The following is an 18662-nucleotide window of genomic DNA, read 5'->3' as shown; positions in this document are numbered from 1 at the left end:
ATCTTATTTTGCCCGGTGATATTACTTTTTTAAGTAATGGCATTTTTATTATTTTTAAGATTTTAATTAATGGTTTCATCGGGTTATGTCGGTTTTCTAACGGGAGTTTTTTTAGAGTTATCCCCTCTGGAAAAATTAACCACAAAAATGGACAGTGACTTAACAAACGCCATGTGAGAATTTTCTTATCGCCAGGTTATTCCCGTGGGCTCAGAAGTCCGGATTAACAGGCAGAACCCTCTGGAGAGGGAATCGCCGGCACGTTTTTTAATGGAATTTATAAGGATTTATCATGGATGAGTCACGTCATCAGTCCCTGCGCCACAACATTTCTCTTGGGCAATTTTATAAAAAAAAGATTGCCGGGATACTGCGTTTCTCACTGATACCCATGACTTTTTTGGGCATCCATTCTGCCTGTGCAAATATGAGCGTCTATCCGATGGAAGTGGCGCTAAATAATCAGGGCGCGGCGCAGATTCAGACCTTATCTCAAAGCGGTGAGGCGCAGTTTATTAAAGTCAGCATTAAGAAAATTGAGCGTCCGGCGACGCCTTTTGAAAAAGAAATAGCGGTTAATGATGCGGTTTCACCGTCGCTGATTGCCACGCCGGACAAATTCGCCCTGGCTTCGGGTTCGCAGAGAATTATTCGGCTGATCTCGTTACAACCGCCGGAAAAGGAAACTGCGTGGCGTGTTTATTTCGAGGCTGTCGGTGCGCCTGATGAGCTGAAAGATAAATCCGGGCAGGATAATAAAATATCCAATCAGGTCGGCATTAATTTAGTCTGGGGCGTGCTTGTTCATATTCCGCCAAAAACACGGGTATTATCTTTGCGTCAGTTAACGGGCAGCGAAGTAAAAAATAATGGCACAGTGCGCATTGTTATCCGTGAGGTGGGGATCTGCCCGCAAGGAAAAATGAGCGGCAGTTGTCAGTGGAAAAAAGAACATGCCACGGTATACCCGGATGAAACCCTGACATTTAAATCGTGGTCGCCTGCGCAATTAAATTCAGCACATGAAATAAGAATTAAATATGTTGATCAGAATTCGAAAAGCCTGAATGAGTACGCTATCGAAAACACAGTCAGCATGTTCTAAGGGAATAACAACCTGTTTGTTATGAGACGGTTCATTACCGACGAGACGGTCATTAAAGACCATTACATGGATTTTCATGGAGCTACAAATGCAAAAATTAATTAAACCACTTTTCATCGCAACAGTATTAACGGCTGCATTTAATGCACAGGCTGTGCAGAAAGATATTACTGTGAATGCCAACGTCGATGCCACAGTGGATATGACGCAGGCGGACGGTACCGCATTACCTGGCACGATTAATATGCAATATATCCCGGGCCGTGGTCTGTCTACCTATTCACTGGACACCAAGATCTGGTCTAACTCTTCTACCGCAAGCATTAACGTGGCGCTGGTGAGTGCTGCGCAGTTAAACGAAGCGGTCAGCGGCACTGCGGTACCGCTGAAAGTGACGCTGGGTGCAGATCTTAAACCGATCACCACGACCTCAACGACCCTGACTTATGCCTCATTATTCCCGGCGGGTACGACGAACGGTTCTTCAGTATTGCCTTTGAAAATCTCTCCGGCAACCGTTGCACCTTTGGCAACCGGCACTTATTCCGGCGTTGTCAGCCTGCTGATCACACAGGCGACATCAAGCTGATTTGCCTGAGTTGACTGATCGATTATTTCGGGGGGCAGTCTGCCCCCTTATTATTCTTTTCAGCAGGACGCTGTAATGAAGGTCAATATTCGCGTTGTATTAATAGCCTCTTTCATTACCCTGATCCCCTCTCTTTCTGTCCGCGCAGTGACACAGGTCCCGCCGGGTTTTGAATCGCTGGTGACCGGGCAGACTCTGTGGGTCAATCTTTCTGTCTACGGACAATCGCTCGGGCTTTTTGAAGCCACCGTTTCCCTGGACACCGTGACATTCCTGAAGCCTGAAGATGTCGCCCGTGCGGTTATGCAGCACTATCAGAAGAACCCGCAGCAGGAAAAGCACTTAGACGGCCTGATCCGTCAGCCTCTGGCGCGCAACGGCAATCTGGCTTGCAGCAGTAACGGCGGGGTGGCCGGATGTGACTATCTGGATACAGATTCTGTCGCCGTTATCTATGACGAGAATAATGCCAAAGTCGCGCTGTTCCTCGGCCCGGAATTTATTCCGCTTTCCGCAGGCAATGCCTCGCCCTATTACGAACAGACCGCCGAAACCGAAGCGGCATTTATTCATCAGCAAAATATCAATTTCGTGACTAACAGCGGCGACCAGACGTTATCCCTGCAAGGCGCGGGCGCACTGGGTTTGACGCAAAACAGCTATGCTGGTGTTGACTGGGATTACCTTGCGCAGAAATACCGTCAGCAAAATCATCAGGAAGTTCGTTTCAATAACGCCTTTCTGCGTCGTGACCTGGGCAAACGCTACTACGTTCAGGCCGGACGCATGGATTCGCGGGACATTTTCAGCAACGCTGGCGGAAACATCACACTAAGCCAGTTACCGCTCAGCACCATCGAAGGTGCGCGCGTAGGTTCCACACTGGCCTGGGTTAACAGTACTCAGGCCGCACAGGGCACGCCGGTGACAGTATTCATTACCCGCCCGTCGCGCATTGATGCCTATCGTGATCAGCAATTGCTGGGCACTTTTTACCTGAATGCGGGCACGCAAAACCTCGATACCACGGCTTTCCCTAACGGCAGCTACACCGTGACGCTGCGTGTGTATGAAGACAATCAGTTGTCGCGCACTGAACAGGTGCCTTTCAGCCGGACAGGCAGTTCCACCAGTCAAAACGTTGAGTGGTTTGTACAGGGTGGCGCTATTCCCGGACGGGAGGGGCAAAGTAACGGCGCGGAATCGCAAAATGGCGCCGATCGCCGCGTAGTTCAGGCGGGGATCAAAGTCCCGCTGAACCTGGAGACCGCGCTGACCGGCGGTATCGCGATGACGAACCGTAACCATTTTGTCGAAAGCGCCCTCGACTGGAGCCATGGATTCGACAACGCACTTCTCGACGGCATTCTTGCCACCCGCTTCAGCTACCTGAAAGGCAGTGAAGGCTCACGCGGCAATATTCAGCAGATTTCGTATAACGACGGTTTCTCTCTCAGTTTCTACCGCAGTGCGCTGTTTACGCAGGATTGCTACAGCAACAATGGCGGGCAATATGGTTTCAGCGGTTGCTACCAGAGCAGCAGCCTGATGTTCAGCGTGCCGGTTAACAGCTGGTATGTGAACGCCGGTTACAGTGCCAGTGAGAATGAAGGCCGCAATGTTATCCCGGCGTTTCGCGATGAAAACGACGTCGTGCCGGTGTGGACCCGCCGCAATATTTACAGCAAAACGAAAACCACGACATGGCAGGCCGGGCTCGGGCGCGGATTCAGTTTCAACGGAATCAACATCAACACCAGTGGCAACCTTTTTACACGAACTAACAGTACCGGTATGAAACGTGATAACGGGGGATTCTTGTCCGTTTCCCTTTCGCGCGTCAGCACGCCGACGATTGATGCGCGCTCGAACTACAGCTCGCTGGGCATGACGTATCAGTCAGATCGCAGCAATAAAAATCAGCTCGGCTACAACGTGGCGCAGAACTGGTATTTCGATGCGCAGAACCAGCAGGAAATCGGTGTGAATCTCAACGGCAATCAGGAGAACACCCTGAATGCCTCGGTTTACGGTAAAGCCGGCGGCGAATACGGCAACGGCAGCCTGGCGGTAAGTTCGGCGTCATCCGGTTCGTCCGGCCAGCGTTTCAGCAGCAGTGGCAGCTATAACTCCTCACTGGCCGTGGCACGATCGGGCCTGTACTGGGGAAAATGGGGCAACGGTTTACCGGGGGCTGCGGTGGGGCTGAACGTCGAGAGTACGGATGACAGCCGTGATACCCGTGTGGATGTCTCGGTTGACGGAGCAGGCAGTGCCAGCCTGCACGGCACCGGCCGCACGTTATTCAGCGTTCCGGCTTACACGCAAAGCCATATCAGCATTAATGATTCCATCGAATCAACAGCTGGTATGCGCAGTGAAATTACTCAGGGTGCCGGACGCCGCGCGCTGTTTATCCCGCCGGGCCGGATGCTGGTTGGCAAGGTGAATATCGTTTCGCGTTACACCTATCTCGGCAGATTGATGGTCAATCAGCAAACGCCGCTTGAAGGCGCAATTCCGCTCAATGTTGTCAGCTGGTCAGGTTTAGGGCAGGGAGGATTTACTGCTGAAACCGATCACCGCATGAAAGATTTATACATGGCGCGGGGGATGCAGATGTATCGCTGTGAAATGAAGGTAAAAAGCACGCACGACGTCGTGCGCTACGTCGGAGATACCGGTTGCGAAACGATCAGCCTTGCATCAGTGCCGCAGAACGTTCAGCAGCAGGCAAAAATGCTGATCGCCACGCGGCGTGCTGACGATGTCCCTCTGGCACGTGAGCAGTCTTTCCGGCAGGAACAACAATAAGGATTTTGTATGCAACTCAGATTTATCGCGGGGCTGGCGCTGGTCGGGTGGATGACAGGCGTTCAGGTGCAGGCGGCAACGCTTACGCCATCGGGACGTAACACCCGCGTGGCGGTCACGTTCGACCGGATGTCCGTGCCAGCGCAGTTGCCGATCTGGACGAACGAAAACGGGGGATATGACACGAATGACGCGCCGAAATGGGGACGAAATACGCTGGTTTGTCAGTCACGCACCAGCAATCAGTATGGTGCCTGCCCGACATTCCCCGTCTGGCTCGAAGCTACGCCTGCTCCCTATCCGGTGCCGGTCACTTTCACCGAAAGCACCACAAAACAGACGCTTGTGCTGAATATCTATCTCACCAAACGCAGATCGTTGAATAACGTGGTGGTGGCCTCCAACCTGGTGCCGCTGAATGCGTTCGGTGGGGCGGTGACGCCGCGTGGTGACGGGACGGACTATTCTGCTTATCTGCCGTCGGCTGAATTAAGTAAATTTCCGTCAGCCGGAACCTGGAGTGCGACCCTGAAAATGTCGCTGATGCAGTGGCCAGCAACCTGCACGGGTAACTCCCAGAATGTCAGCGTCGGTTGTACCAATGCGACAAAGTTAGCCGACTGGATTGCTACCCTGGCGTTTAACGTCACGGATTACGGCAACCAGCAGATCTACCTGCCTGAGTTTGGTAATGCGGCCGCCAATGTGGATTTGGGACTGAAAATATTTCCCGGCGGGCGCGGCACAACGAATGTAACGGGCAGCCGCTCACTGGATATGTGTTTGTACGATGGCAATAATTCGGACAGCAACCGGGTGAGTTTAATCTTTCAGGATGAAGGCTCCGCCGCGCCCTCCCGCGCCACCGGGTTGTTCTCGGTATATCGCAAGGGCGGGGATAAAAATCTGGCACAAGATCGTCTGGATTATTCCGTTGAAGTGGTTAACCCGCTGACCAAAGGGCGGCAGGTGGTACAAAACGGCAGTGAGATCGTCTGGAGCGGGACGAATAAAGGGATATTGCGACGCGTCGTCTTACCGGGCCAGAGAAATTCTGTGTTATGTGTTCCCGCTCCCATGGAATTAGTCACCCCGTCTTTCACCTTATCGTCGAAAACAGCGGGGCGCTATAGCGGAACGCTCAGAATTATTTATACCCCGACGACGCAATAATACATTTCAGACAAAATGAGCCACTCAGTAAAATGGGCGGCTTATCAGTTGAGAATAAAAGATTTATACAAATGAAGTGTGTTTTTTAAATTGAGCTTCTTCACCAAATTAGCCTGGTAGCTGTAGAGCGCTTTCGGTTTTTTACGGGTCACTCTTGCCACGCCGTCTATTGAACCTTTTGTAAATAAACAACGTAAGAAGATTATCTCATTTTCATTTAACTCATTTTGGGCATGAATGGCAAAAGGCCTGGGGGTCTTTGTTTCATTTTTAATGATTCTGTTTATTAAGCTCAGGATGATTGCGGGAGGCAGTTTCTTATCTACAAAAAAGTCTACATGCATACTGTTTTTGTTGAAATTAAAGGGTTTTTTGTTTTTGTCAGAAAAAAGGATTAACTTCACGCCGAACTTTCTCTTCAGCTCCGCCAGGCGTTCTGCGCAGGTGAGTGCGGTAAGAAAGTGCGCGGGAAAGTCGAAAATAACAAATAATGGAGGCTGGAAGAACATTTCGGTTTGGGAGAGAATGTTATCAATGTCCCGTATATCACTGCAACAATGAATGTTTAATTCGTTTATCAGTGATGCTAATCCCTGCTGATGAAAAGCAGACTGGTCTATATAAATAACATTCATCTTTTATAATTCCTTTTATGATTTCATGTTTCATAATATCTCCGGAACGGATGAAGTTGAATGTCCATTTTTGGTGTTATTACTGCATGCGCTTTTGTTTTTCGCGATTTATCTGAAGGTCATTGTATTTAAAATGACAATTCATATTTGAGTTGAAAGCAGAAGCCGCCCTCAGACGGCTTTTACAAAGAATGCATGACCCTTTGAATTTAAAAATGCATTCGGATTACTGGCTCATCGCATCTTTTTTCATGGCATCTTTCGACATGCTGTCTTTCTTCATTGCGTCTTTGGACATTTTGTCTTTCGACATACAGTCTTTGCCCATGCTGTCTTTCGCCATCGAGTCTTTGCTCATGCTGTCCTTTTTCATGCAGTCTTTGGACATATGGCTCATGCTGTCTTTTTTCATCATCGCGTCAGCGGCGTAGGTGGTGCTCACTGCGCCCATCATCAGACAGGCAGACATCATCATTACGGTTAACTTTTTCATGGGGTATTCCTTTTCTCTGTTGGGTTTTATTGAGATCGTCGTCGTGTGTTCTAACTTCCACCAAACCAGTTGTAGCCCTGATCTTCCCAGTAGCCACCGGTGAATTTATTTGTAATTTCAATCACTTCGATGTGTTTGGGGTTCTTGTAACCGAGCTTGGTCGGCATCCTGAGCTTCATCGGGAAACCGTATTTGCGCGGTAAAATCTGTCCGTCATAGGTCAGCGCCAGCAACGTCTGCGGATGCAGCGCTGTCGCCATATCAATGCTGGTGTAATACTCGTCGGCACATCTGAAACTGACGTATTCCGCGGTGAGGTCGGCACCAATCAGCCGTAAAAAATCACCAAACGGCACGCCGCCCCATTTGCCAATTGCGCTCCAGCCTTCCACGCAGATATGCCGCGTCACCTGGCTGACCTGCGCCATTTTGTAGAGGGTTGGCAACGACCATTCACGTTTATCCAGCGCCAGCCCGGCGATTTTCAGGCGATAGGCCAGGCCGTCAACTTCCGGGGCATCGTCTTCGGCGTAAAACGCATTAAACGGAAACGGGCGGGTGATCATGGATTCGGCATACACCGGCGCAAGGCGCGTTGAGCCAAACAGCCAGCCCTGAACGCGGTCGTTGAAGCCGGAAATTTTCCCCAGTGCGGTTTCCACGCTGGCGTTATCGCTGATGTCGCAGCCGGTCAGCATGGCAATGCCGCCGAGCGTCAGCCCGCGTTGCAAAAACAGTCGGCGCGAGGGCGCGTCGAGTTCGCGGATAATCTGTTTTTTAGCTTCCTGCACAATCGCTTCACTGTCCGACGTGCTGAAAATCTGAACGATGCTTTTTTTGATGATGTTCTTCATATTCAGCCCTTAACGTCCGCGGATCATGGCGATCAGCGTTTTTGGCACCAGCGCCACCATGATTAAATGCAGCACGACAAACCCGACTAACGACGCCATCGCTAAAAAGTGGACGTAGCGCGCGGTGTCGTAACCGCCCATCAGTTCGCGCAGTAACGGAAACTGTACCGATTTCCACACCACCAGCCCGGAAAGCACCAGCACGATGCCGTCGAACATCACGAACACATACGCCGCGCGCTGCACCATGTTGTAGTGGCGTAAATCGTTGTGTTGCAGCTTGCCGCGCAGGGCCGCACGCAAATCGTTGAAAATGCCGCGCGGGGTCAGCGGCCAGAATTTTCGTTTCATCCGGCCGGTCAGAATGTTCATCAGCAGATAGAACAGACCGTTAAAACCGAACAACCACATTCCGGCGAAATGCCACTGGATTGCGCCGCCCAGCCAGCCGCCAAGGGTGAAGGTGGAAGGGAAATCAAAATCAAACAGCGGCGACGCGTTATAAATCTGCCAGCCGCTGGTCACCATAATCAGCACAGCCAGCGCATTCAGCCAGTGCGCAAGACGCAGCCATAAAGGATGAACGGTGGTCGGTTTTTGCCCCGCGACCTGAGGGATTTCTGTGTGAATTGTCATGATGCGTTTCCGCCATCTGCCCGGTGATGTAGCGAGTATTGAGCGGATTTGTTCCCCGAGACCTCACGCAAAGTTAAATAAAATGTGATAACTCAAGGGTCATTGCTTGTGTAGACTCAAACGATATGAGGACGCCACGCGGTGGGATAACAAAATGGATAAAACGAAAAAAATCCTGATCGTTGAAGATGACGGGGATATTGCGGAACTGCTGAGCCTGCATCTGCGTGACGAAGGTTATGAAATTACGCATGCGGCGGACGGCAATCTCGGCGTCGCTCATCTGGAAAAAGGCGGCTGGGATGCGCTGATCCTGGATCTGATGTTGCCCGGTGTGGACGGGCTGGAAATCTGCCGCCGCGCGCGCAACATGACGCGCTACACGCCCATCATTATTATCAGCGCCCGTTCCAGCGAAGTGCATCGCGTGCTCGGGCTGGAACTGGGAGCCGATGATTATCTGGCAAAACCGTTCTCCATGCTGGAACTGGTGGCGCGGGTGAAAGCGCTGTTCCGCCGTCAGGAAGCGATGAGCCGCAACCTGAAAATGGATGCCGGAACGCTGAGTTTTGCCGGGCTGGTTATCGACCCGATTGCGCGCGAAGTGATGCTCAATCATCAGCCGGTAGAACTGACGCCGCGTGAGTTTGATTTGCTGTACTTTTTTGCCAAAAACCCCGGCAAAGTGTTCTCACGCCTGAGCCTGTTAAATCAGGTCTGGGGCTACGAGCACGAAGGGTATGAACATACGGTGAACACCCATATCAACCGGCTGCGCATCAAGATAGAAGCCAATCCGGCCGAGCCGGAACGCATTCTGACCGTCTGGGGAAAAGGCTATAAATTCGTGTCTTCGGCTGAAGATGCGCAAGGGTAAATCATGAAAAATCTCACGCTGGCGCAAAGACTGACTCTGGTGTTTACGGTGCTGCTGATCGCCTGCTGCGCGCTTTCCGGCTATATGCAGGTGCGCTCGAGCAATCAGTACAGCCAGTCGGTGATCCAGCGGCTGTCCGTGAATCTGGCGACGCAGATTGCGGCCAATAATCCGCTGCTCAGTCAGGGCGACTGGGATCCGAAAGCCGTGCATTCACTCTTTGATCAGCTGATGGCGGTGAACCCGAGTGTGGAAGTGTATCTGCTGGATAAAGACGGCAAGATTGTGGGCAACGCGGCACCGGCAGGGCGTCTGAAAACCGATAAAGTCGATCTGACGCCGGTTAACGCGCTGCTTGAGGGCGCGAATATGCCGGTTTACGGCGACAATCCGCGTGATCCGCAAAACCGTCAGGTGTTTTCGGCGGCACCGCTCAAAGAGCACGGTGTGACCAAAGGTTACGTGTATATCGTGCTGCTCGGCGATGAATACACCGCGCTGACCAGCGATGCGCAATACCAGTCTTCCATTGCGCTGGCGCTGCGTTCCATGGGGCTCGTGGCGCTGTTTGGTTTACTGGCGGGTGCGCTGGCGTTTCGCTGGGTGACGCGTCCGGTGCGTAAACTGACGCAGCAGATTGCGCAGCTCGACAGCGGCGGAATGGACGCCATTCAGGCGCTGGCAAAAAGTCCGACGCGCGCCGGTGCGCCGCGCGATGAAGTCTCGCAGCTGCAACAGGCATTTGTCGCGCTGGCAAAACGCATCGACCAGCAGTGGCAAAGCCTGATGGTGCAGGATCAGCAGCGCCGTGAATTTATCGCCAATATTTCCCACGATTTGCGCACGCCGCTGACCTCACTGCACGGCTATCTCGAAACGCTGTCGGTGAAATCCGATCATCTGAGCAACGAAGACCGGCAGCGGTATCTGAATATTGCGCTGACGCAAAGTAAAAAAGTCGGGCGGCTGGCGCAGGAATTATTTGAACTGGCGCGCCTGGAATATGGTGTGGTGAAACCGCAGAAAGAGCCGTTTTCCCTGAGCGAACTGGTGCAGGACGTCTTCCAGAAATTTGAGCTGGCGACCGAAACGCGCGGGCAGAAATTGCTGGCAGATATCACGCCGGGTATTCCGCTGGTGAATGCCGATCTGGGCATGATTGAACGCGTGCTGACGAACCTGCTGGATAATGCCATCCGCCACACGCCGGAAGGCGGCGTTATTGAGATTAAACTGTGGAAAAACGGCGAACAGGTTATGGTACAGCTCAAAGACACCGGGCCAGGCATTGCCCCGGAGCTGAAAGACAGCCTGTTTGTGAGGCCGTCAATTCTCAGCACCAATAAACACCGCGCGGGCGGGCTGGGGCTGATGATTGTGCGCCGTATTTTGCAACTTCACGGCGGGGATATCCGGCTGGTTGAGCAACAAAAGCAGGGCGCGTGTTTTCAATTCTCCGTTCCGCTCTAAACTCCTTTCTTTTTAATTTGCGTTACGCTGTGACCGGCGTAACGCAAATATCCTGTTTTATTGTCACAAAGTTATTATTATGTATTCCTAAGTGTTAAATAATAATTTAATTTTATAACGTAAACCAAAAAGGTTTAGTCTGTATATTTAAACGGTACTTTTTGATTTATATTCAGGCCGATATATTAACCACGACGAATAAATACTTTCTCATTATTACGTGGAATATATTATGTCTAAGAAAGAAACCCACCCTCAAAATAATAAAGTGCACGATCTGCGCTCCGCTATTGAATTCCTTGAAAGCCTGCCAGGCGAAATGGTCAGCACCGATGTGGAAGTCGATCCGCATGCGGAATTGTCCGGCGTTTACCGTTATGTTGGTGCCGGTGGAACCTGCGAACGTCCGACCCGCAAAGGCCCCGCGATGATGTTTAACAACATCAAAGGTTTTCCGGGCGTCCGTGTCGTGACCGGCCTGATGTCGACCCGCGAACGCGTCGGCCATCTGCTGGGCTGCGCGCCGGAAAAACTCGGTTTTCTGCTGAAAGACTCCGTGAAAAATGCCATCGCACCCGTTGTTATCGACCGCGGCACTGCGCAATGTCAGGAAGTCACGTATCTGGCCGATGACCCGAACTTTGACCTGCGTACCTTGCTGCCCGCGCCGACCAACACCGAAGAAGATGCCGGTCCTTATTTCACCATGGGCATGTGCTACGCGTCTGACCCGGAAACCAAAGAGTCCGATGTGACCATTCACCGCCTGTGCATCCAGAGCCGTGACGAACTGTCGATGTGGCTGACACCGGGCCGTCATATCGACGCATTCCGTGAAAAAGCGGAACGTGCGGGCAAACCGCTGCCAATTTCTATCAGCATCGGCGTGGATCCGGCGATTGAAATTGCGGCCTGTTTCGAGCCACCGACCACGCCGCTCGGCTTCAACGAACTGAGCATTGCCGGTGCCTTGCGCGGTAAAGCAGTTGAACTGACACACTGCGTCTCCATCGACGAAAAAGCCATTGCCCACGCTGAAATTGTGATCGAAGGTGAACTGCTGCCAAACGTACGCGTCCGTGAAGATCAGAACACCAATACCGGCAAAGCGATGCCTGAATTCCCGGGTTATACCGGCGAAGCGAAAGCGGCGCTGCCGGTGATTAAAGTGAAAGCGGTCACTCATCGTAAAAACCCAATCCTGCAAACCACATTAGGCCCAAGCGGCGAACATGTCAGCATGGCCGGCATTCCGACCGAAGCCAGTATTCTGGACATGATTGACCGCGCCATGCCGGGCCGCGTGCTGAATGTGAATGCACACACCTCCGGCGGCGGTAAGTTGCTGGCGGTACTGCAATTTAAGAAAGCTTCTCCGGTTGACGAAGGCCGTCAGAGACAAGCCGCGCTGCTGGCGTTTGCCGCTTTCTCCGAGCTGAAACACGTCATTCTGGTCGATGAAGATGTGGATATTTTCGACACCGACGACGTTCTGTGGGCGATGCAAACCCGCTTCCAGGGCGACGTGGATATCGCCACCATTCCCGGCGTGCGCTGCCATCCGCTTGATCCGTCGCAGAACCCGGCATACAGCCCGAGCATTTTGCAGGAAGGGATGTCTTGCAAAACGATCTTCGACTGCACCGTTCCTTTCCACCTGAAAGCGCATTTCGAACGTTCTAAATTTAAAGAAGTCGATGTGAAGAAATTCTTACCCGATTTTAAATAATACGAACGTTAGCATTAATTAAGGATTTGACATGAGTAAACGGCGCATAATTGTGGGGATCAGCGGTGCTTCAGGATTTCAATATGGCATGAAAGCGCTGGAAATATTGCGTGATATGGATATTGATGTGCATCTTATTATCAGTAAAGGTGCCGAAATGACGCGGAGCATGGAAACGGATATTGAAAGAGAAGATGTCACCTGTCTGGCCGACGAAGTTCACTCCATTAATAATCTGGGGGCTTCTGTTTCCAGTGGTTCATATAAAACCATCGGAATGATTATTGCGCCGTGCTCAATGAATACTCTGGGATCTATCGCTCACGGTTTAACCAGTAATTTACTCACCCGCGCGGCGGATGTCGTGTTAAAAGAGCGGCGCAGGTTGGTGCTGATGGTCAGGGAAACACCGCTGAATCTTTCGCATCTGAAGAATATGCAATCGGTGACAGAAATGGGCGGAATTATCTTTCCGCCGGTTCCGGCTCTTTATCACAAACCTGAAAGCGTGGATGACATTATTCACCACAGCGTGGCGCGCGCCCTGGATTTATTTGATCTGGACGTCGCGAATATCAAACGCTGGGGCGAAAACTGAGTGATAAATTCTTTGTGACAACGAAAAAAACAGCCTCTAAATTTGCGGAGTAGAAATGTTAATTGGACCTATTGTTAACAGCGGCGCCATTATCCTCGGCGGCCTGTTAGGGGGCTTTCTTGGCGTAAAAATGCCAGAGCGGTTAAGAACCTCGCTGCCCCAGACCTTTGGTTTATGCTCGATGGCGCTCGGCGTCGTGCTGCTGGTGAAAATGCACAGCATGCCGGTGGTAATCCTGTCGGTGATCCTCGGTGCGGCCATCGGGGAACTGTTTTATCTGGAACGTTACATTGCGCGTCTGGGCAATATGGCGCGCGGGATCGCCTCGCGTTTTGCCCCTGATACCGGCATGGATCAGAGCGTGTTCACCGAAAAATTCGTCGCGATTATTGTCCTGTTCTGCGCCAGCGGAACCGGTATTATCGGCGCAATGACCGAAGGGATGACGCATGATCCGAATATCCTGTTCGTTAAAGCGATTATGGATCTGTTCACGGCGGCAATTTTCGCCACGGTGCTGGGTTATGCGGTGGCGCTGATTTTCATTCCGCAGTGGATTGTGCAATTTCTTATCGCGTCGGCGGCGGTGTTCATTCTTCCGCTAACCAATGCGCAAATGATGGGGGATTTCACGGCAGCAGGGGGCTTTATTATGCTCGCCGCCGGTTTCCGTATCAGCGGAATCAAATCCATCGCAGTAGGAAATTTATTACCGGCGTTAATTCTGGTGATGCCCATCTCACATTACTGGAGCCTCTTTATTCACTGATGAATATCAGCCAAAGCCACTTCATTGCGAAGTGGCTTTTTGTATACTGAGCGTGCCACCGCCGCAATGAAGAGAAGGGAATGATGGATCTGAAAAGAATGCGTTACTTCTGCACCATCGCTGAACAGGGTTCAATCAGCAAAGCTGCGAAAGTGCTGAATATCGCACAGCCTCCGCTTGGAAAACGTCTGCACGAACTCGAAGAAGAAATCGGTTCGCCCCTGTTTATCCGCACCACCAAACAGATGGTTCTCACCGAAGCCGGACGTTTTCTTTACCGCAAATCCAGTGAAATCCTCAGCCAGGTCAACAGCGTCACGCGGCAGGCGGTGGATATCGCGTCGCAAAAAAAACGCACCGTGCGTATCGGCGTTTCCTATCTTTATCTGCGCTATTTCAATACGGTATTTCTCGAGCTGTACCGCAAAAACCCGGACTGGGATCCGAACCTTCTGGTATCTGAATCCACCTATCTGGAAGAACTGGTGATGAACAAAGCGCTGGATATGGCGATGATTCAGACGCCCGCCGATATCCGTTCTTTCTATGTCCGTGAATTTGAGCCGATCAAACTGGTCGCGGTTGTCTCAACTGAACTGGCCGAAAACCTGCCCGACCGCACGCTGACTTTCGCTGATTTATCCGGCTTCCCGCTGATTATGCTGCACCGGATGGGCGGCGAGGGCACCTATGAAGTGCTGCTCAACCGTTTGTATGAAGAAGTGAAAGATGTGAACGTGATTATGAAAGTGTCCGAGCCGCGGCTGGTGATCGAAATGTTTCGCGACGGCCTTGCGGGTGCTGCGCTGATGCCGGAATCGGAAGTCGGCGAGAGCAAACATTTCCGCGCGTTTAAAATCGAACAAAAAGAGAAGCTTTTCCGCCCGGCGATCATCACGCTGCATACTGAAAAAGACTCGTTTTTGCCGGGAGAGTGATTTTTGTCATGAGCAGGCGAGGTGAACTATAATCAGCTTTCTCATGCTGACTGGACGACCAGAGACTCAGCTTAATTTTTCGGGGACGACCCTGACTGTTATTCCTGAGGATGTTTTATGGCCTGGCTTTATCTGTTTTTAGCCGGAATTTTCGAAGTTGTCTGGTCGACCGCAATGAAAGAATCCCACGGATTCACCCGCCTCATTCCCAGCCTGATCACGGCATTTTTCATGCTGCTCAGCGTAGTATTACTGGCGATCGCCATGAAAACCCTGCCGCTCGGCACGTCGTACACCGTCTGGGTCGGCATCGGGGCTATCGGCGCATTTATTCTGGGTGTCACGATGTTCGGCGAAAGCCTTAATCCGCTACGTGTGATCGCAGTTTTACTGATTTTCGCGGGGGTTATTCTGCTGAAGGTGGCAACGAAAGAGTGACGGGGTAAAACTCCAGATCCCGCAAAGCCGCTCTGTAACGGGAGCGGCTTTTGTTCTTAAAATGCAGACTTAATCAAATCATTTGTACAATACAGCGGTGCCATGAATGCGGTTCTGACCACCGGCTTCGATAATTTTATAAGAGGTTGCACCGGCGGCAGCGGCTTTAGCGGCGAAGGTGGATTCCAGACCATCCAGTGTGTTGTCGGAGGCAGTAATAGTGCCGATTTGTGAGGCGAAACTACCAAAAGAAACAGTGGCGAGTGTTGCTGCGATAACGAAAGTTTTGATGGTTTTCATGATGTCATTCCTTCTCAGTGTTTGTTGGGTGAAGGCGGCTGCCTCCGATGAGAAGAAGAATAGCGCCGCGGGATCCGGATGAATAGCGGACTTATTTGCTTGTAATGATCAAAATGTTTGAATAATTCAGCGGGTATGCAATTTTCTCTTTCCGGAGGAGTCTCTTTCAGTCCGTCCGCCATTTGCCGTTATCACATGTCGTGTTCTGGCAAACTTTTATAAAAACCACGGACGTATATAAATGAGCCGGGAAACGCAGTTCCCCAGGGGAGGTCATTCATGGCGACGGAATATTATCTGCGCAGGCGGCTCGAAGTGATGATGGCTGATCCCCGGAACTGGGATTACAGCTATTCATCAGGCGGTTGCGCCCTCAGTAAAACATCAGCGACTGTATTTCTCGCTGGCTACCCGGCTTAACCGGTGGGACAGATTGCAGTTTTTGCTGATGAATACGGATAACGCGGATGCGGCGTTACTGCGTCAGATGCTGGCGCAATAAATAACAGATGCCCCGTTTCCGGGGCATTTTTTTAAAACCTTTCGCCCTCCAGCGAGGCATCACACAGCGCGTACACCTCGCCCCAGCCTGCGCCGGTGGTCAGTAGCTGGCGGATGTGCAGGGCAACGTCGGCGCGGCGGACGCGGCCATGCGCTTCGGTTTCGATAAGGTGCGCTTTGCCGGTGGCTTCGCCGTTCATCAGGCCGCCCGGACGCAGAATACACCACGCCAGCGTGCTGGTTTGCAGCCAGCTTTCAGCCAGTGATTTCTCACGAACCGCCTGCCCGAATGCCTGTTTTGCGCGGTCGGATAAGGTCGGCCAGCTGTTGCCGCAGCCAATCGACGTCACCAGCAACATCTGGCGGATGCCGGTTTTTTCAGCGGTATCCACAATCAGCCGGTTAGCGGTGTAATCGGAGAGTTTTCCGCCCAGCGTGGACACGATCTGCGCCTCCGCCCCGGCCATCTGGCAGGCCTGCAAGACATCTTCCGGGTTCAGCGCGTCGCCGGTAATCACGGTGACGCCCGCCGCGCGCAACGTTTCTGCCTGTTGAGGGTTACGGATTAGCGCCACAACCGGGCGCTCCTGTGCGGAAAGGGCGACCAGTTCAGCCCCGACGCCGCTGCCAGCGCCAAAAATCAGCAAAGTATTCAAGGGTGTTTCTCTCTCTCGGCCAGAAGGGCAGGAAGGGCGCGAAATGCATTCAGCTGATCACTCAGAAGCTGGCGATGGCTGTCACGCCCGACGAAAACCTTGAGCATCGCATAACCGGAAGCGTTTAAAAACCAGACACTTGCTGTGCTCATTCCCATAAATGGCCGTTCGACCAGCGCGATGTGCTGGCAATTTGTTGCGCGGATATGCCCGCTCATTCCCTGTTTTCCGCGCAGGTTGAAATACCCGTGGCGATGCGTGCCGGTGGGCAACGCACCGTGGAATTCGAGGATCAGATCGTCATTGTTTACCAGCGTCGTGACGTCGCCCCATTCCGTGATGTTGTCCCACACTGTGTCGAACTGGCTGCCGGAAAACAGGTGGCTTTCGGGCAAATGTCGGATCACCGTCAGCGGCGTCACGCCATATTCACGGGCGATATCTTCAACAGTGCCGTCAGGCTGAGTGGAGAGAAAGTCGGTCAGTTTTTGCAGGTTATCCGTGTGCATGGCTGTCATTCCGTAAGGTCAGTTGAGGAACCAGAATTTGCAGGGCTTGCAGCATATTGCTGGCCCAGAAACGTCCGGCGGGAGTCAGGTTGAAACGCGGGCCGTCGCTGTGCATCAGGCCGCACTGTTGCCACTGTTGCAGCAACGGTTCAATCGGGAATGGATCTTCGACGATGCGGCTCAGATCATAACGTCCGGCTTCGATGCCGCCCTGTAAATCCAGCCGCCAGCGGTGCTCACCGGTGGTCGCGGCGGTCATCATCATGATCGGTTTTTGCCCGGCATCGAGCAGCTGATAATAAGCGTCCAGGCTGCGCATCGTCATATATGACTGGCCGCCAAGGTTGCCGCCCGCGCCGCTGCCGAAAGCCAGACAGTCTGCGCCTTTTTTGATCAGCAGATTATAGAGATTGCGTTCGCGGGTGGTGCGCGCCCAGTGGCTGTTGCTGATCTGATGCCAGCCGTCACGCGCCAGAAACGCTTCGCCTTCCAGATAGAAATCCCGACGCATGCTGACGTCGGGCAGGGTGACGCGATTGTTCTCGACCGCTTTGCCCAGTGGCGTGGACGGCAACAGATTCAGCGCGTAAAGATCGACACCGTCCAGCGGCAGGTCGCGGACAATCTGTAAATCTTCCAGCCACGACGCGCGGGTCTGTTCCGGCAGGCCAAACATCAGGTCACAAACCACCGCCGCGCGGTCACGTTCGCCCAGCTTGCGCAGAAAATTAATGGCTTCGTCGCGGCTGGCGCGGCGGCCCATACGCTGACGGATACGCGTGTCGAACGTCTGAATGCCGACGGAAAAACGGTTAGCGCCCGCGTCCAGACAGGCATCAATGCGTTCGTCATCGAAATTCAGGATGCGGCCTTCCACCGTGATTTCGCAATCCGGTGCCAGCGGCAAACTGCGGCGCAGGGTCACAATAATCCGGTGCAACTGCCGGGCGCTGAGCGCGGTCGGAGTGCCGCCACCAAAATAGACGGCGTGGATTGGCGCAGACTGATGCAGCGGTGAGCTGGCTTCCTGCTCGATTTCGCGGATCAGGTAATCGCAGTATTGTTCGGTGGCTTCCGCTTCCAGCTTGTTCTGGTAGAACCCGCAAAATTTGCAGTGCGTCGCGCAAAAAGGGATATGCAAATAGACCAGACGTTTATTCGCAGGCAGCGTTTTCTGACAAAGCGCCTGCCATTGTGCGGGAACCTCCTGCGGAGGAACGGGTTGCTGCGGCCGCCAGGGCATAACCGCCCAGCGATCCGGGAACGGCAGGCCCTGATCGGCGGCATAAAAGCGCGTGAGGTCTAAGCTCATAAGGGTCTTCTTCTCCTGAAGAAACAGTCATTATCGCCATTAAACGATAATGATTATCATTCGATCAAACCCAACCCGCGCCTTTGATGATCTGTATCAAGTTAAAATTTGTGAGGATTTTGCTAAGAAAATCAGGTGGCCACCTGGGATTGTCCCTGTCCTGCGGGTGACGCCAACGTTACCAGGTGAGTCTGAGCAGTATATTTTTCCAGATAATTTAATAATGATCAGTTACGGGAATAGCTATTTTCACACTGTATTAATTA

Annotated in this window: 21 protein-coding genes; 13 read left to right on the top strand and 8 right to left on the bottom strand. The window is 52.3% G+C overall.

The window, feature by feature from the left end:
* Window positions 1–292 precede the first annotated feature (292 nt).
* The 4 genes from J1782_RS01380 (at window position 293) to J1782_RS01365 (ending at window position 5681) form a co-directional block, all read left to right on the top strand.
* Entirely contained in the window at window positions 293–1105 is an 813-nt protein-coding gene (locus J1782_RS01380; RefSeq protein ID WP_217152214.1) for a fimbrial protein, read from the top strand.
* A gap of 88 nt (window positions 1106–1193) precedes the next feature.
* Window positions 1194–1694 (top strand): CS1 type fimbrial major subunit, encoded by a 501-nt coding sequence (locus tag J1782_RS01375; protein ID WP_152326599.1) that lies wholly within the window; start codon window positions 1194–1196, stop codon window positions 1692–1694.
* A gap of 75 nt (window positions 1695–1769) precedes the next feature.
* Window positions 1770–4508 (top strand): TcfC E-set like domain-containing protein, encoded by a 2739-nt coding sequence (locus tag J1782_RS01370; protein ID WP_217152213.1) that lies wholly within the window; start codon window positions 1770–1772, stop codon window positions 4506–4508.
* A gap of 9 nt (window positions 4509–4517) precedes the next feature.
* Entirely contained in the window at window positions 4518–5681 is a 1164-nt protein-coding gene (locus J1782_RS01365; protein ID WP_217152212.1) for a CfaE/CblD family pilus tip adhesin, read from the top strand.
* Window positions 5682–5725: 44 nt separating this feature from the next.
* Here J1782_RS01365 and J1782_RS01360 read toward each other — a convergent pair whose 3' ends face one another.
* The 4 genes from J1782_RS01360 to J1782_RS01345 form a co-directional block, all read right to left on the bottom strand.
* On the bottom strand, window positions 5726–6316 hold the full coding sequence (locus J1782_RS01360) for a LuxR family transcriptional regulator (RefSeq protein ID WP_165060126.1): 591 nt from the start codon (window positions 6314–6316) through the stop codon (window positions 5726–5728).
* A gap of 226 nt (window positions 6317–6542) precedes the next feature.
* On the bottom strand, window positions 6543–6809 hold the full coding sequence (locus J1782_RS01355) for a pentapeptide MXKDX repeat protein (protein ID WP_165060128.1): 267 nt from the start codon (window positions 6807–6809) through the stop codon (window positions 6543–6545).
* 50 nt (window positions 6810–6859) lie between these two features.
* Window positions 6860–7663: a molybdopterin-dependent oxidoreductase gene (locus J1782_RS01350; RefSeq protein ID WP_217152211.1), complete on the bottom strand. Its 804-nt coding sequence runs from the start codon at window positions 7661–7663 to the stop codon at window positions 6860–6862.
* A gap of 9 nt (window positions 7664–7672) precedes the next feature.
* The gene (locus tag J1782_RS01345; RefSeq protein ID WP_217152210.1) at window positions 7673–8299 is read right to left on the bottom strand and encodes a cytochrome b/b6 domain-containing protein; all 627 of its coding nucleotides are present in this window, start codon (window positions 8297–8299) and stop codon (window positions 7673–7675) included.
* 154 nt (window positions 8300–8453) lie between these two features.
* Here J1782_RS01345 and J1782_RS01340 point away from each other — a divergent pair, with 154 nt between their 5' ends.
* From J1782_RS01340 to J1782_RS01310, 7 genes are all read left to right on the top strand, one after another.
* On the top strand, window positions 8454–9176 hold the full coding sequence (locus J1782_RS01340; RefSeq protein WP_195824192.1) for a response regulator transcription factor: 723 nt from the start codon (window positions 8454–8456) through the stop codon (window positions 9174–9176).
* 3 nt (window positions 9177–9179) lie between these two features.
* On the top strand, window positions 9180–10646 hold the full coding sequence (locus J1782_RS01335) for a HAMP domain-containing sensor histidine kinase (RefSeq protein ID WP_208952615.1): 1467 nt from the start codon (window positions 9180–9182) through the stop codon (window positions 10644–10646).
* A gap of 232 nt (window positions 10647–10878) precedes the next feature.
* Window positions 10879–12375 carry a UbiD family decarboxylase gene (locus tag J1782_RS01330; protein WP_217152209.1) on the top strand — a complete coding sequence of 499 codons (1497 nt, stop codon included), beginning with the start codon at window positions 10879–10881 and terminating at the stop codon, window positions 12373–12375.
* Window positions 12376–12406: 31 nt separating this feature from the next.
* The gene (locus J1782_RS01325; protein ID WP_152326589.1) at window positions 12407–12973 is read left to right on the top strand and encodes a UbiX family flavin prenyltransferase; all 567 of its coding nucleotides are present in this window, start codon (window positions 12407–12409) and stop codon (window positions 12971–12973) included.
* A 55-nt stretch (window positions 12974–13028) separates the two neighbouring features.
* On the top strand, window positions 13029–13742 hold the full coding sequence (locus J1782_RS01320) for a DUF554 domain-containing protein (RefSeq protein ID WP_152326588.1): 714 nt from the start codon (window positions 13029–13031) through the stop codon (window positions 13740–13742).
* Window positions 13743–13822: 80 nt separating this feature from the next.
* Window positions 13823–14680 (top strand): LysR family transcriptional regulator, encoded by an 858-nt coding sequence (locus J1782_RS01315; RefSeq protein WP_235937403.1) that lies wholly within the window; start codon window positions 13823–13825, stop codon window positions 14678–14680.
* Between the two features lie 117 nt (window positions 14681–14797).
* On the top strand, window positions 14798–15118 hold the full coding sequence (locus J1782_RS01310; RefSeq protein ID WP_165060142.1) for a multidrug efflux SMR transporter: 321 nt from the start codon (window positions 14798–14800) through the stop codon (window positions 15116–15118).
* Window positions 15119–15196: 78 nt separating this feature from the next.
* Here the strand turns inward: J1782_RS01310 and J1782_RS01305 are convergent, their stop codons facing one another.
* Window positions 15197–15418 (bottom strand): YdgH/BhsA/McbA-like domain containing protein, encoded by a 222-nt coding sequence (locus J1782_RS01305; RefSeq protein ID WP_165060144.1) that lies wholly within the window; start codon window positions 15416–15418, stop codon window positions 15197–15199.
* Window positions 15419–15697: 279 nt separating this feature from the next.
* On the opposite strand from J1782_RS01305, the gene J1782_RS01300 reads away from it, so the two are divergent.
* Window positions 15698–15838, top strand: a complete 141-nt coding sequence (locus J1782_RS01300) for a hypothetical protein (RefSeq protein WP_208952612.1) — start codon at window positions 15698–15700, stop codon at window positions 15836–15838.
* A gap of 113 nt (window positions 15839–15951) precedes the next feature.
* On the opposite strand, the gene J1782_RS01295 is transcribed toward J1782_RS01300, so the two are convergent.
* The 3 genes from J1782_RS01295 to hutW are packed head-to-tail and all read right to left on the bottom strand — an operon-like array spanning window position 15952 to window position 18396.
* Window positions 15952–16575 (bottom strand): NAD(P)-binding oxidoreductase, encoded by a 624-nt coding sequence (locus J1782_RS01295; protein ID WP_165060147.1) that lies wholly within the window; start codon window positions 16573–16575, stop codon window positions 15952–15954.
* Entirely contained in the window at window positions 16572–17093 is a 522-nt protein-coding gene (gene hutX, locus J1782_RS01290) for a heme utilization cystosolic carrier protein HutX (RefSeq protein WP_371819704.1), read from the bottom strand. Before hutX ends, J1782_RS01295 begins: the two co-directional genes overlap by 4 nt.
* On the bottom strand, window positions 17071–18396 hold the full coding sequence (gene hutW, locus J1782_RS01285) for a heme anaerobic degradation radical SAM methyltransferase ChuW/HutW (RefSeq protein WP_217152208.1): 1326 nt from the start codon (window positions 18394–18396) through the stop codon (window positions 17071–17073). The genes hutX and hutW overlap by 23 nt, the downstream gene beginning before the upstream one ends.
* Window positions 18397–18445: 49 nt before the next feature.
* Here hutW and J1782_RS01280 point away from each other — a divergent pair.
* On the top strand, window positions 18446–18662 hold a 217-nt coding region (locus tag J1782_RS01280), incomplete at its 3' end, for a hypothetical protein (RefSeq protein WP_217152207.1).

It is taken from the genome of Rahnella sp. BCC 1045 (assembly GCF_019049615.1).
GTDB classification, from domain to species: Bacteria; Pseudomonadota; Gammaproteobacteria; order Enterobacterales; family Enterobacteriaceae; genus Rahnella; species Rahnella contaminans.
This window is presented reverse-complemented; position numbering and strand designations above follow the sequence as displayed.